At 43.5% G+C, this 14,012-nt stretch carries 12 protein-coding genes and 1 pseudogene; 9 read left to right on the top strand and 4 right to left on the bottom strand.

All coding sequences use genetic code 11. The features are described 5' to 3' along the window. Nucleotides 1-121: 121 nt before the first annotated feature. The 6 genes and pseudogenes from AB6D06_RS12790 (at nt 122) to AB6D06_RS12765 (ending at nt 5,383) form a co-directional block, all read left to right on the top strand. Entirely contained in the window at nt 122-706 is a 585-nt protein-coding gene (locus AB6D06_RS12790; RefSeq protein ID WP_102333566.1) for a porin family protein, read from the top strand. A gap of 231 nt (nt 707-937) precedes the next feature. Further along, nucleotides 938-2,560 (top strand): phosphoethanolamine transferase, encoded by a 1,623-nt coding sequence (locus tag AB6D06_RS12785; protein ID WP_372099532.1) that lies wholly within the window; start codon nt 938-940, stop codon nt 2,558-2,560. 327 nt (nt 2,561-2,887) lie between these two features. Continuing rightward, complete coding sequence (locus AB6D06_RS12780) at nt 2,888-3,823, top strand: CorA family divalent cation transporter (protein WP_017062015.1); 936 nt, start codon at nt 2,888-2,890, stop codon at nt 3,821-3,823. Next, a complete protein-coding gene (locus AB6D06_RS12775) occupies nt 3,823-4,398 on the top strand; it encodes a mechanosensitive ion channel family protein (RefSeq protein ID WP_017070158.1) in 576 nt (191 codons plus the stop codon). The genes AB6D06_RS12780 and AB6D06_RS12775 overlap by 1 nt, the downstream gene beginning before the upstream one ends. A gap of 18 nt (nt 4,399-4,416) precedes the next feature. Then, a pseudogene (locus AB6D06_RS12770) lies at nt 4,417-4,616 on the top strand (AraC family transcriptional regulator); the annotation flags it as partial. A 134-nt stretch (nt 4,617-4,750) separates the two neighbouring features. Continuing rightward, entirely contained in the window at nt 4,751-5,383 is a 633-nt protein-coding gene (locus AB6D06_RS12765; RefSeq protein WP_050647609.1) for a triacylglycerol lipase, read from the top strand. 151 nt (nt 5,384-5,534) lie between these two features. On the opposite strand, the gene AB6D06_RS12760 is transcribed toward AB6D06_RS12765, so the two are convergent. Further along, nucleotides 5,535-6,509 (bottom strand): arginine deiminase-related protein, encoded by a 975-nt coding sequence (locus AB6D06_RS12760; protein WP_017061193.1) that lies wholly within the window; start codon nt 6,507-6,509, stop codon nt 5,535-5,537. Nucleotides 6,510-7,095: 586 nt separating this feature from the next. Between AB6D06_RS12760 and AB6D06_RS12755 the strand changes: the two genes are divergently transcribed. Both AB6D06_RS12755 and AB6D06_RS12750 read left to right on the top strand, forming a co-directional pair. Beyond that, nucleotides 7,096-8,946, top strand: a complete 1,851-nt coding sequence (locus tag AB6D06_RS12755; protein ID WP_017065156.1) for an ABC transporter ATP-binding protein — start codon at nt 7,096-7,098, stop codon at nt 8,944-8,946. Nucleotides 8,947-9,231: 285 nt separating this feature from the next. Continuing rightward, nucleotides 9,232-9,936, top strand: a complete 705-nt coding sequence (locus AB6D06_RS12750) for a DUF445 domain-containing protein (RefSeq protein WP_372110392.1) — start codon at nt 9,232-9,234, stop codon at nt 9,934-9,936. 110 nt (nt 9,937-10,046) lie between these two features. Here AB6D06_RS12750 and AB6D06_RS12745 read toward each other — a convergent pair whose 3' ends face one another. Next, the gene (locus AB6D06_RS12745; protein ID WP_004732526.1) at nt 10,047-10,535 is read right to left on the bottom strand and encodes an Lrp/AsnC family transcriptional regulator; all 489 of its coding nucleotides are present in this window, start codon (nt 10,533-10,535) and stop codon (nt 10,047-10,049) included. Nucleotides 10,536-10,813: 278 nt separating this feature from the next. Here AB6D06_RS12745 and AB6D06_RS12740 point away from each other — a divergent pair, with 278 nt between their 5' ends. Continuing rightward, nucleotides 10,814-10,984 (top strand): hypothetical protein, encoded by a 171-nt coding sequence (locus AB6D06_RS12740; protein WP_017061196.1) that lies wholly within the window; start codon nt 10,814-10,816, stop codon nt 10,982-10,984. A gap of 644 nt (nt 10,985-11,628) precedes the next feature. Here AB6D06_RS12740 and putP read toward each other — a convergent pair. Both putP and AB6D06_RS12730 read right to left on the bottom strand, forming a co-directional pair. Further along, the gene (gene putP, locus AB6D06_RS12735; RefSeq protein WP_229647623.1) at nt 11,629-13,119 is read right to left on the bottom strand and encodes a sodium/proline symporter PutP; all 1,491 of its coding nucleotides are present in this window, start codon (nt 13,117-13,119) and stop codon (nt 11,629-11,631) included. Nucleotides 13,120-13,302: 183 nt separating this feature from the next. After that, the gene (locus AB6D06_RS12730; protein WP_372110391.1) at nt 13,303-14,007 is read right to left on the bottom strand and encodes a 1-pyrroline-5-carboxylate dehydrogenase; all 705 of its coding nucleotides are present in this window, start codon (nt 14,005-14,007) and stop codon (nt 13,303-13,305) included. Between the last annotated feature and the right edge of the window lie 5 nt (nt 14,008-14,012).

Raw genomic sequence — 14,012 nt, 5'->3', positions numbered from 1 at the left:
TCAGCTTACAAAGCCATACAGTAATACATACAAGACTACGGAATAATACTCACCAACGGTCGAAAGGTCGCAAAATAAAAATGATTGATACTGGCATGACATTTAAGAGTGAGTAACAAAGATGAACAAGATAACGAAATCAGCATTAGCACTGGGTTTAATCAGCGCAGTTTCTCTTCCAGCTTTAGCAGCAGGTACTGACGGCGGTGCGTACATTGGTGGCGGACTTAGTGTCTACCAAGATTCTGACACAGACGGTCACGGTAGCTTAGATTCAGATGGCATGGGCTACAACCTATACGGCGGCTACCAATTCAACCGTATCGTAGGTGTTGAACTTGGCTACACAGATTACGCAAACTACAAAAATAGCGCTGAAAAGCTGTCTCCGACGTCTGTTTCTTTGTCAGCAAATCTTGGTTACACATTCGACAACACAATCCGCCCATTCGTATTGGCTGGTTTAAGCTCTGTTGACCTAAACGCAAATAAGAGTGCTGGTTACGCTGATGACAGCGGTACGGGTTTCCACTTTGGTGTAGGTGTTGAATACACGCCAATCGAACACCTAACGCTACGCTTAATCTCGCAAGCGGATGCAGTGAGCGTAGACGACACAGTCCAATTTGGTAACTCTCAAATATCAGCTGGTGACCACACGCTTGCCTTCAAAAGCATTAGCTTCGGTGGTTCATACAACTTCTAATGTGATTGAACCACATAGAATAAGCTGAACATACTAATTCACTTTGCTGTTCCACCTTGTCATGAAGGTCACTCAGTAAAGTAAATTTTTTGTATCTACACACCTTAGCGTCATTTCACTTTAGCCAGTTTATCGCTCACCATCACTGATTGAGCTTTATGCGTTGATATTAGAGCTTTCTTGGTAGCGAGACTAAAATAAAGGGATAAGTGACACAGGAAGACAAGACCTATGAATCTACCACGCTTAAACATGTCGATAAACAAACTCCCTTTCGTTTTGGCAGTGTATTACCTGCTTGTCATTAACTTGCCTATCTCACGCGAACTGTTCAATATTCTTAGTGCCTCACAAGCCGAAAGCATTGGGTTTATCATCTCGATCCCATTTTTCTTTCTCGCCGCATTCAACTTTATCTTTCAAGTATTCAACTGGCCGATATTCGCCAAAGCTTTTTTTATCTTGTTATTACTTACTTCCTCTTTAGTCAGCTACAGCATGTTCAACTACGGCATTTTTGTAGACTATGGAATGATAGAAAACGTCTTCGAAACCAACAGCGGAGAGGCTGCTAGCTACCTAAGCAGCTATTCTATTTTATGGTTTGTTCTGATGGGAGGAGTCCCGTCACTGCTGCTTTTATTTACGGATCTTGAAAAAGAATCTTGGAAAGATTTTGCTATTTGGAAGGCGATTGGATTGCTCTCTTCGTTGATCGTCATTGCCATCATTGCCGGGTTGTTTTACAAAGATTACGCATCGATTGGTCGTAATAACTCTCATCTTAAAAAGATGATCATTCCGACCGAATACGTCGCTTCAACCGCAAAATACATCAACAATACTTACATCAAAGAACCGATTCCTTACCAAGAAATCGGCTTAGATGCGCAGCTAAAACCAGAAGCTAAACAAGCTGAAAAACCAACCTTATTGGTGTTTGTTCTTGGTGAAACGGCACGTGTATATAACTACCAATATTATGGCTATGAGAAAGAAACCAATGCTCATACCAAACCCTATAACCCGATCTTTTTCTCTGATGTTCAGTCATGCGGAACAGCCACTGCGGTTTCTGTGCCGTGTATGTTTTCTAACATGAATCGCAGCAACTACGATCGTGATAAAGCCTACAACCAAGATAACGTAGTCGACATTATGAACCGCGCGGGCATTCACTCTATCTGGCGAGAGCACGATGGTGGAGACAAGGCGGTCGCACATCGAATCAAAGAGATGACTCTCGTCGCCAAAGACAGCGACCCGCTGTGTAATAACGATGTGTGTTATGACACAGCCATGCTAGAGAACTTCGAACAAGATACTCAAGATCTTAAACAAGATAGCATCATTTTCTATCATATCTCCGGATCTCACGGCCCAACTTACTTTGAGCGATACCCAGAAGATCATAAGAAGTTTGTGCCAGACTGCCCACGTTCTGATATCGAAAACTGCACCAAAGAGCAAGTGGTCAACACCTACGACAACACCATCTTGTACACAGATTTCTTTCTATCACAGGCTATTCAGAAACTAGAGAAACTCACCGATAAGTACAATGTCGCGCTGATGTACATTTCCGATCACGGAGAATCATTGGGAGAAAATGGCATCTACTTACACGGCATGCCTTATTCATTGGCACCGAAAGAGCAAACCCATGTGCCTATGATCCTATGGATGTCTGATGGTTTCGCCGAGCAGAAAGGGATAAACCAGACCTGCTTAAGAAAGGCAGGCAAAGAACAGAGCTTCTCCCAAGATAACCTGTTCGATTCTTTACTCGGCCTAATGGATGTACAAACCAAAGAATACCGAGAAAACCAAGACATTTTTGCTGCGTGTCGGTAGTGTTTTTGCTTATGTAAACCATCGGAAAACTCGAGTTGCCTGAACAAGCTCTCCTCAACTTCCCCTAAAAAGAAAAGACCTCGGTCTTTTCTTTTTTTTCGTCGCTAACATGGAGCCAGAGTGCTAATTTATAACGACGAAACAATGAGCTACATTTAATAGAGACAATAATGGAAGAGTCCGTCGTACTCCAAAGACCAACATGTCTTATTAGGCTTCATCTCACTCACATCGCTCATTGAACTTACCACGATTAAGCTCAGTTCAATACCGCGCCTGAATGGCGCATAATATCAATGTTTACGTCATATCATTAAGGACAAATGAATGGACGCTTTCATAATTTCAAGCTGGCAATTTTCTGAGGGGGTGGCACATGAACACACCACCAGCCCAGCCTCATTCGAGCAATCAACTTGGTATCACTGCCAAAGAGATGCTGACGGTTTGAGAGAATGGCTCCACAGTAATACGGTTCCAAATGCCATCATCGATTCATTACTCACCGATGACACCCGCCCTCGGTTCGAACAATTTGGCCACGACTGTTTTTTGATGATTCTGCGAGGCATTAATCTAAACGAAGGTGCTAACCCTGACGACATGCTTAGCCTACGCATCTTATGGTACAAAGGCACTTTAATATCGACACGTAAAGTTCCTTCAAAAGCGGTCAGTAATCTGATATCTGATCTCAAACAAAACCAAGGCCCTACATCATTACCTGATGTGTTGTTGGGCATGATCCGTGGAATCAACCACAGTATTTCAACCTTCCTAGCACCCGTCGAACTATTAATTGACGAGTTAGAATCTACATCCAATATCGACATAAGATCCATTAACGCTCTACATTCAAGGCTACTCAGACTAAGGCGTTATTTGAAGCCACAGAAATACGTTTTTGAAGATTTAATGAGTGACCTACCTGCGCCATTGAGTAAGCACAACAGTCATATAAAGAACAGCCTTGATACCATCCTGAGAATTAACGAGTCTGTTGAGTTTTACATCGAACAAATTAATGTATTTTTAGCGAGCCTAAGTCAGCAACAAGCTGAAAAAATGAATAGAAATACGTACCTATTTTCTATCATTGCAGGTATTTTCCTCCCTGCTGGGTTTTTCACCGGTTTACTGGGTGTCAATATCGCTGGGATACCCGGAACAGATAACCCGATAGCATTTCCACTATTTTGCGTTGGGCTGCTCGTGGTCATAGCGGCAGAGGTCGTTATTTTGAAAAAATTGAGGTTTATTTAATGGTTGAGTTTTTGCAATCCAATATGTGGCTTAGACAAGTAGTTTTAGGTTTACTTCTTATCACTGTGTATTGGGTGATCAAACGCTTAGGTAAGAACTGGATAGAAACATTAGCGGAAAATAAACGTGTCGAATTGAAGCGAAAGCAGTTCGTGATTAAGTGTTTCAATATTGTTCTGTTTCTACTCTTCATCGCTGTGTTTACGATTGTTCTTAACTTGGGTTTTGGTGATATTTCTCTGTTCTTGTCTTCGATATTTGCGGTGCTGGGTGTCGCTTTATTCGCGCAATGGTCGATTCTAAGTAACCTCACAGCCAGCGTACTAATATTTTTCGTCTTCCCTTATCGCATTGGCGACAGAGTAAGAGTCGCGGAGAAAGACGAAGACATCAGCGGTGTGATCATCGATATCACCATGTTCCATGTTATTCTTCGACACAGTTCGGGCAACATTATCACCTACCCTAATAACCTGATCCTACAAAAAGGCGTAATCAAAGTTTTGGTTGAACCGGAAGCAAAAAGTGAAGCAGGTGATACTGAGCTAACCAAAACTGAAAATTCAGAATCATAAGATCTACTGGTGCCTTAGATATCGGCAAGTCAAACAGATAGACACAGCGAACTGATTCGTAAGATATTAAAAGAGCTTAGTTCGACATGGATTGCAAAACTTGGCGATAAAGGACATTAGAGAGAAGCTTCAATAAGGTAAAAAGTCTAACACCCAATACTTACGCCAAACAAGGCGGATTAACCATAGATGTGTATGGTGGAGTGAGATCTGACTAACCCACCTTTTCTCTATGACGAACGCACTGTTTATAACTTACACCTCTGCCTTTTGTGTCTCATTCGTAGCAAGTTTTATTGAGTTTAGAATTGCGACTAAATATACTGGGGACATCATCAGACGGAGGACAAAAATGAATAATAAAAACAAACATATAGTTTTAATTCATGGTCTATATATGCCTGCGTTGATCATGCAGTATCTGGATAGAAACTTCAAAAAACGCGGCTTTACAACGCACAAGTTTGCCTACAACTCGCTGCGTTTCCCTTCTGCAGCCAAACGCCTCAATCGCTTCGTGAATGCTCGCTTTAATGAATACGATGAGGTCTATTTCTTTGGTCACTCACTCGGTGGCTTACTCATTCGTCACTACTTTAAGTTTTATCAGCCCAATTTTGCCGACACCTGCATTATTACCGCAGGGACACCGCACAATGGGGCAACTATCGCCAAAACACTGTCGAATCATGGGCTTGGTTTTATATTTGGTTCGAGCAAAATGATCTTAAGCGATGGCCTGGGTGACTACGATATTGATGTGCCGATTGGCGTGATTACAGGTACCTACGACGCCGGAGTCGGACGTATTGTTCTGGGAAGAAACCCGGGCGATGGCACAGTCACACTCGAAGACGCCAACCTGAGAGGAGCAACGGATACTTACGCCCTCAAACTCAACCACACGGCGCTCGTCTACTCCAAAGAAGTCGTAACACTGTCGGCTCAGTTCATCGAACACAGAGCTTTTAAGGACGCTTCATAGCTTATTTCCATTAGCTTTTGCGCGTTGACTCCTGTATCGAGCTCTGTTCTCTTATATGTGAAAGACAAAAACAAAAATACCACTCTGCGATAAGAGTGGTATTCAAAGATTCATTACTGAAAGTGAGTGCTTGTTATACTTTCTATACTTGTTACAAGCGATTAACTCGTGTTGGTAGGAACACCTCACCCAACATGCATCGCACCGAACCACCACCAATGTCTTCAATCGTTTTCACGTTAAATGGTAGCAGCTTGCCATGTGTCGAAAGCTGAGCTAGTTGGGCTGGAGAAAACGCATCGTAAGCCGATTGAGACATCGCGATCACCTTGTCGCCATTCACGGTTTCAAGCTGCAGGATGTTGCCACAGAAACGGTTCATCTGATCAATTGAGATAGAGATAACCTGCTTATCTTTAGCAAGCGACTTCACCACAAAGCGGCGTTCAAACTCAGGAATCACTTCATCACAGATCACGCAGAAGTTATCGCCAATCGCCATCATCACATTGGTATGGTAAATCGGTTGGCCAGACGGTAATGCCGTTTGGAACGAGACCACGCGAGAATAACCAATGCGCTTCGCATAATCTTCTAACACTTCGCGGTCACAACGCTGAGAAAGCGCAGCGTAGATGGTCTTGTTGATATGGTCGATAACCATCACGCCCGTGCTCTCTAGATAAGAACCTTGCGCGATGTAAGACTCTAGAGACTCGCTATGGTTAACAATGCGACCCGACGCTTCTAACGCTTCAATAAGAGCATTTGGCTTAACTTCATTCTGACGGTTTTCACACGCCATAGGGAACGTGAATAAGCTTCCATCACTACAGGTACTGAACCAGTTGTTTGGGAAAACAGCATCCGGAGTTTCAACGCCCAATTCTGGGTAATCAAACTCTACAACTTGCACACCTTCTTTACGCAACGAAGCGACCATAGCTTTAAATTCGGCCATCGTTTCTACTTTCACCTCAGCTTCGGTCAGATTAACTCTGTGCTGAAATTCGTTATCACGTGCTGTTTCTTCGTTAAATTTAAACTCTTTTGGTGGCACCATAACAACGCAATTGGCGTTTTGAACATTAGTGATATGAAGTGATTTTTTGTGTAGGTTTAACATTTCAACCGTCCCTATCTTTTATTTACTTCAGAATTGTAAACAACTTGTTACGACAAGATTCACTGAAAAGAATATTGATTTGAATATTTATCCAAAACAATTACTGCAGATCTTAGATTAATCGGTAATTTTTACTGCAAGATAACAGCACATCAGAAAGAACCAACTGTATGCATATTCGTTAAGTCACTTTATGGATAAATATTCTGATTCCATTTTCTCGCCCATCACGAGTTTTGATTACAATTCAATCCATTTAACGTTAGGATTATCACCGTTGCATAACAATCAATTACGTTTGAAATAAGCTTAACTTTTCCTGTCTAATTCAATCTAAAATAAGCGTCATGAAAGACACTCTTTGGACCTTTCCTGTATCGCTTAGACAAAGTTTTAGTGCTTTAAAGCCAAGTGCCTAAATAGGCGCTAGAACAAAATCCATCGAATGACTTAATACTGATAAGAACCCATGGGCGCTTATATAATTTCAAACTAAGACAGTTAAATTTCGAATCAAGACCATAAAAACAAAGCTGCACCAACGATGCAGTCGCTTATAGATGCACTAGTTTATAAAGGGAAATCTATGTACAAGAAATTTGAAGGCTTTACTGAAGCCTTTCCAAAGGGAGAGCCGATACAACCTCCTACTGGAATACTGGCATTCTGCCGCCATTACACTCGAGGTTTTGAAAAACCGTTAATCTTGCTCGGCCTAATGAGCATGACCATCGCGATCATCGAAGTCGCGTTGTTCGGTTACATGGGCCAACTGGTTGATTGGCTATCAACAAGCAACCCAGACACTTTCTTAGCAGACAACGAATCGACATTGATGGGGCTCGGTATTCTGCTGTTGGTTGTGATGCCAATCTTGATCAGTGTTTACTCGCTATTGCTTCACCAAACTTTGCTGGGCAACTACCCAATGTCGATTCGTTGGTTAGCACACCGCTACCTTTTGAAGCAAAGCCTGTCCTTCTATCAAGATGACTTCGCCGGACGTGTCGCGACCAAAGTGATGCAAACCTCGCTTGCAGTGCGCGAAACTGTGACCAAGATGGTCGATGTGTTTGTCTACGTGACGGTTTACTTCACGGCGATGCTGTTCATGCTTGCTGAATCAGATTGGCGCTTGATGGCTCCGATGCTGATTTGGCTATTCGTTTACATCGGTATTCAACTGCACTTCGTGCCAAAGCTAAAAGACGTGTCTTCAGAGCAAGCGGATGCTCGTTCACTGATGACAGGTCGTATTGTTGATAGCTACACCAACATCGCGACGGTGAAATTGTTCTCACACAGTAAAAGAGAAACCGAATACGCCGAAGAAGGCATGGAAGGCTTCCTAGATACTGTGCACCGCCAAATGCGCTTGGTAACCGGCTTCAACATCTGCGTGGAATTCGCTAACTATCTATTGGTGTTCAGCATTGCGGGTATCTCTATCTACCTATGGCTAGATAGCGCAATCACCGTGGGTGCAATCGCGATTGCGGTCAGCTTGGCTCTGCGTATTAACGGCATGTCGAAATGGATCATGTGGGAAATTGGTGGTCTGTTTGAGAACCTTGGTACCGTGATTGACGGCATTAAAACTCTGTCTAAGCCTATTGCTATTGAAGACAAGAAAGACGCGAAGCCTCTGGAGGTTCCACAAGGCGGTATCAACTTCGACAATGTAAGCTTTAACTACGGTGAGAATAAGGGGGTGATCAACAACCTAAACCTCAACATCAAACCGGGTGAAAAAGTGGGTTTGGTTGGCCGTTCAGGTGCAGGTAAATCGACCCTAGTTAACTTACTACTGCGTTTCCACGATGTAGAAAGTGGTCGCATCCTGATTGATGACCAAGAGATCTCGAGCGTTACTCAAGACTCACTGCGCAGCAATATTGGTATGGTGACCCAAGATACCTCACTGCTGCACCGTTCGATCAAAGACAACATTCTTTACGGTCGACCAGAGGCATCAGACGAAGAAGTATACGCGGCAACTAAACAAGCACACGCGCATGAGTTTATCGAAACGCTAACCGACCCGTTTGGCAACATTGGTTACGATGCTCAAGTAGGTGAACGTGGCGTTAAGCTTTCTGGTGGTCAGCGTCAACGTGTCGCTATCTCACGTGTTCTTTTGAAAAATGCACCACTATTGGTTCTCGATGAAGCAACTTCTGCACTCGATTCTGAGGTAGAAGCGGCCATCCAAGAGAGCTTAATTGAGCTAATGGAAGGCAAAACGGTTATTGCGATTGCACACCGCCTGTCGACCATTGCAGCGATGGATCGCCTGATCGTACTCGACCAAGGCAATATCGTTGAAGAAGGCACTCACCAAGAGCTGATTACACAAAATGGCATCTATGCTCAATTGTGGAATCACCAGACCGGTGGCTTTATTGCCGATGATCTTGAGCAAGCTACGAACGCTTAATTTTTGTGCTATTTTAAAAGTGCGATGTGATTCACACCAATTTGTTTATTAGCGGTAAATTACACATGGCAGAATGTTATGTCGTAATTATATAATGACATTAACACCAAAGACGCCTCGCTTGCGCGTTCTGGAATAAGGCTAGACTTCGGGGGGAGGCTAGCCTTTTTATGCCTGCTATTTGGCGCTCTTTGCTACCTGTCCAATAAACTTCATCGATCCTTTTGTTTTTTTCTTGGCGTTTTTTTCTTAAAATGCGCGCAATATTCTTTCTAGAGATCAACCATGAACAAAAGTGTCTTAACTAACGTTATTACGTTAGCACTGCTTGCTGGCGGCTATGCGACAGCAAACCAATACTTGCTTTATGCAGGCCTATTCGCCTTTTCTGGTGCCATCACCAACTGGCTTGCGATTCACATGTTGTTCGAGAAAGTACCCGGCCTATACGGTTCTGGAGTGATTCCAGCGCGCTTTGAAGAGTTCAAGGCAGCCATCAAGCAACTGATGATGGAGCAATTCTTTACAGAAAGTAACATCGACCGCTTCCTAAGCAGCGAGATGACAGGAAAGTCGCTCAATCTAGAGCCTGTGATTCAGAAGATCGACTTTAACCCTGCATTCGACTCACTGGTGCATGTTATCGAGAACTCTCAGTTTGGCGGTATGTTGGCAATGTTTGGTGGCACAGAAGCACTAGAACCAATGAAAGCGCCGTTTGTTGAGAAAATGCAAGAATCTGTAATTGAAATCAGCAAGAGTGACTCTGTAAAAAATGCCATCAAAGACGAGCTAGAATCGCCTGCGATGATGGATGAAATTAAAGAGAACATTGAGGCGATCATCGATCAGCGCTTGAATGAACTAACACCAAAACTGGTTAAAGAGATGGTTCAGACCATGATCAAGAAACACCTTGGCTGGCTTGTGGTTTGGGGCGGTGTATTCGGTGGTGTGATTGGCTTAATCTCTGCGGCCATTACGCTTTAAGGCGAACACGTTTATCGGATTGCTCTTTATCTGACGCTCAACAAAAAATGGAAGCTTATTAGCTTCCATTTTTTATATCTAAATCACCTTGGTAAGGTGAAAGCAGGCCACTATTTTAGAGTTGCCAACAACTCAGGGTTCACGCCAAAACCCTTTTTATGCTCTTCAATCACCACTTCACTGCGTGTCTGAATCACACCAGGTAAGGTGCCCAACTTAGTTGCCATAAACGCTTGATACGCCTTCATGTCTTTCACTCGAACCTTGATCATGGTGTCAAAGTCACCCGACAGTGAGTAGCACTCTTCCACCTCAGGCATCATCTCTACCGCTTGGGCAAATTTGTCGAAGATCGAAAAGCTAGTCTGATCGAGACGGATATGAATAAAGACTTGAACATCGAGTCCCAGCTTTTCTGAACAAAGCTCAGCATGATAGCCCGTGATGTAGCCCTCTTTCTCCAATCGCTTGAGTCTATCAGAGCAAGGTGACGTCGTAAGGTTGACCTGTTTTGCCAGTTCAACAACAGGTAAACGCCCTTTCATATGCAGAATTCTTAGTATCTCTTTATCGATACGATCGAGCTGATGCTGAGACATAACATTCCTTAAACATTCTAAATTCCGCTCAGTATATTCCATACCAAGTGCAATCGAAGAAAACCTCGCTCACACATTTAAAAACTAAATGCACGGATGATATTCACGCCAGATATAAACACATACAAATAGATAAGAACCCTTATAAATCAAACTCTGGTTATTAACAAATTATTATAGAAATGACCCGATTAACAAATAAGTTGAGCCGGAAACGAAAGAAAGGATATAGGCCAAAGTGAATAATATAATTATCAAAGAGAAAGGATGACTCTATTATGAAAACGCAAGAACTCGCATATAAACCTTACGGTATTGGTTCATGGACACACGTAACGGTATCAAAAGATGTTGCTCAGGCACTAGCAAATGAATACTCAAACTATGGTTGGGATGTGAAGATTGATGGCGACGCCATTGTTGCCGAGCTAGCACTCAAAGCCGCATAGAAACGCAAAAACCTCCTAAAACGGAGGTTTTTTGATCTAAATTAGTGAGCGCTTACTGTAAGTTAAGCTAAACCAATTTGGGGTACAGTACTTCCTGTTTCGCAACGACAATTGCACGTGCGGCAGAAGTGCTGAGTTTCCATATCGTAGTACAGGTTTCCACTAAATAGTTTTGACGTCCATTGCATCATACGGCCAGAAGCTGTCTCGGGCTCTGATTCACAACGTTTCATTATAGACTTATGTAGTGTTGTTTTTTTACATCCTTTGCAATAGAGATCAGGCATACCTTTGTCCTATAGGTCTTTAGTGGTTACTGACAATTGACACATCATGTCCAATTCGGTTCCACAATTCACCGAGCTAATGACAAAAGTGAGCGCCAAGTTCAAAAAATAGCCATTTTTCTATTTTATTTTTTGACATCAAACGCCACCAACAAGACAGACCTTTCATTTCTCGCTCAAGATCCTTCGCTTTCGATTTACATTGTAAACCCCCATTTCAATATCAGAAAACCTCGAATAAACTTAATTTGAAATAAGACAAAGGTCGTACTCACATAAAAAAATAGAGCCACCGAAGTGACTCTATTGTTTTTAGCTCATGTTCTTTGCTAATTCACATCTGTTTTACAATGTAAATTAGTCTAGCTCAACGAGGTTCTTCTCGAACTCAGCGTGTTGCTTCTTAACTTCGTCTTCAGGCTCGCCAGTAATTAGGCTCACGATAACGATAGAAAGCGTCGATAGGATGATTCCCGGTACGATTTCGTACACATCGAACCAACCGCCCGTGAACTGCTTCCAAAGAACAATCGTAACACCACCAACCACGATACCCGCTAGAGCGCCGTTACGGTTCATACGAGACCAGTATAGGCTCAACACGATAGCTGGACCAAATGCAGCACCGAAACCAGCCCATGCATAAGATACAAGGCCAAGAACTGAACTGTCTGGCGTCATCGCTAGCACAAGTGCAATTAGAGAGATTAGGATTACCGCGAAGCGGCCTACACGAACGATCTCTTCAGACGTTGCGTCTTTCTTCAGAATTTGCTTGTACAAGTCTTCTGCCATTGCAGATGAAGAAACAAGAAGCTGTGAATCAGCAGTACTCATGATTGCCGCTAGGATTGCAGCAAGTAGGATACCGGCGATGACTGGGTGGAACATTGCGTTAACAAGAAGCATGAAGATCTTCTCGCCATCGTCTAGTTTAGGCGCGCCGGAGTTAGTCACGTAGATTAGACCAACAAGACCTACTAGCATTGCACCAACCATAGACAGAGCAGACCATACCACCGCGATACGACGCGCTGTTGTTAGGTCTTTGTTGCTACGTGTTGCTTTGAAACGAGCAAGGATGTGTGGCTGACCGAAGTAACCCAAGCCCCATGCCGCTAGCGAGATGATCGCGATAGCAGAAAGTGGCTCACCTTTCACATCATTCCATAGCGTGAGAAGCTCTGGGTTGATGTTGTGAAGATCAGTCGATAGCTGACCAAGACCACCGTTCATCGCTGCGATTGGTACAATCAATAGCGCAGCAGACATCAGCAGACCTTGAACCAAATCCGTCCAAGATACCGCAAGGAAACCACCAAATAGCGTGTAAGAAACCACACATACTGTACCGATGATTACCGCTGTTGTGTAATCTAGGCCGAATACTGTTTCAAACAATTTACCACCTGCTACCAAGCCAGAACTTGTGTAGAAAAGGAAGAATAAAAGGATAAAGAAAGCAGAAATTGTTTGGATCAGCTTAGAATTATCATTGAAACGACGAGATAGGAACTCAGGTAGCGTCAGTGATTCTGTTGTAATGCTGTAAGTACGCAGACGCTTAGCACTGATTAACCAGTTCGCCCAAGTACCAACTAGCAGGCCACCAGCAAGCCAGAATGCTTCAAAACCAGCAGCATAAGCGTAACCCGGTAGACCAAGTAGTAGCCAACCACTCATGTCTGATGCACCAGCAGAAAGTGCAGCAGGCCATGGGCCTAGCGAACGACCACCTAGGAAGTAGTCTGTCGAGCTAGAAGTACGTTTGTAAGCGATAACACCGATTGCCAGCATCATAATTAGATACGCAATGAACGTCGTCGTTATTGCAAAACTGTTTTCTATCATTTGATAGTCCTCATTTGTAAAAAGCCTTCCATACCTAATTCAATGCAAGACACTCACCGTAAAGGCAAGCGAGTGCATTGAGTTAGGTATTGAGGCTCCAAGGCACTATGAGTTAAATCCAAAGATGGTGAAACCAACAATGGAGAAAACAAAAGTGCTTAGAGCCAATGTTACTGAAGGTTAGTGAGCTTCGCTTCCAAGTTCGAGCAAGGTCGCGTTACCGCCCACGGCTGTTATATTTATAGTTCGCGTACGCTCGGTAATGAAACGCAGCGATAAGTGTGGATCGTGAGCAACATGCATTGCTGTCAGATCCGTTTCAGCTACTAAACTGACGATGGCACCGTCACGCTTAGCAAGTTGTAAATTGATAGCTTGAGCCGTTTGTGAGTTACCTACGTAACCTGCGCTACGTACATCGCAAGACAGCAGCTGTTGAGCAGCGTCGTACGAGGCAACCTGTACCAAGTTAGTTGGTAGATTCGCTTGTTTCGCGGCGTCAGCAATTAAGGTATTGAACTGCACGTCATCACTGCACAGTTGCACGCTGTTACCCGCTAATAGTGCTGCGGTAATCATCGCGGTTGCTGTTTGCAGTGCTGGCACTTTCTCTTCGCAATCATCAACAATCACCAAAGCCACGCCACGACCTGCAGCATACAGCTCATTGGTTTCGCCCGTAGGCCCCGCCATGAGGTGATGCTCAGAAAGCAGTGCAGACGCTTGCTCTAGATGATAAGTCGCCACAGCTGCCAAAGGCGCAGATTGGCTTTCGATCTCTGATTTGAATGAAAGTACCTGAGCACTCTTATGATCAAAATCGGTAAGATTCCATTGTTCCCACGCTAACAAAGCATCAGAAAAACCTGTCACTTGATGAACCATGATAC

This window comes from Vibrio sp. 10N.239.311.G01 (assembly GCF_041465805.1).
GTDB lineage: Bacteria > Pseudomonadota > Gammaproteobacteria > Enterobacterales > Vibrionaceae > Vibrio > Vibrio crassostreae_C.
Note: the sequence above shows the minus strand (reverse complement) of the source record. Positions and strands in the feature narration are given on the sequence as shown.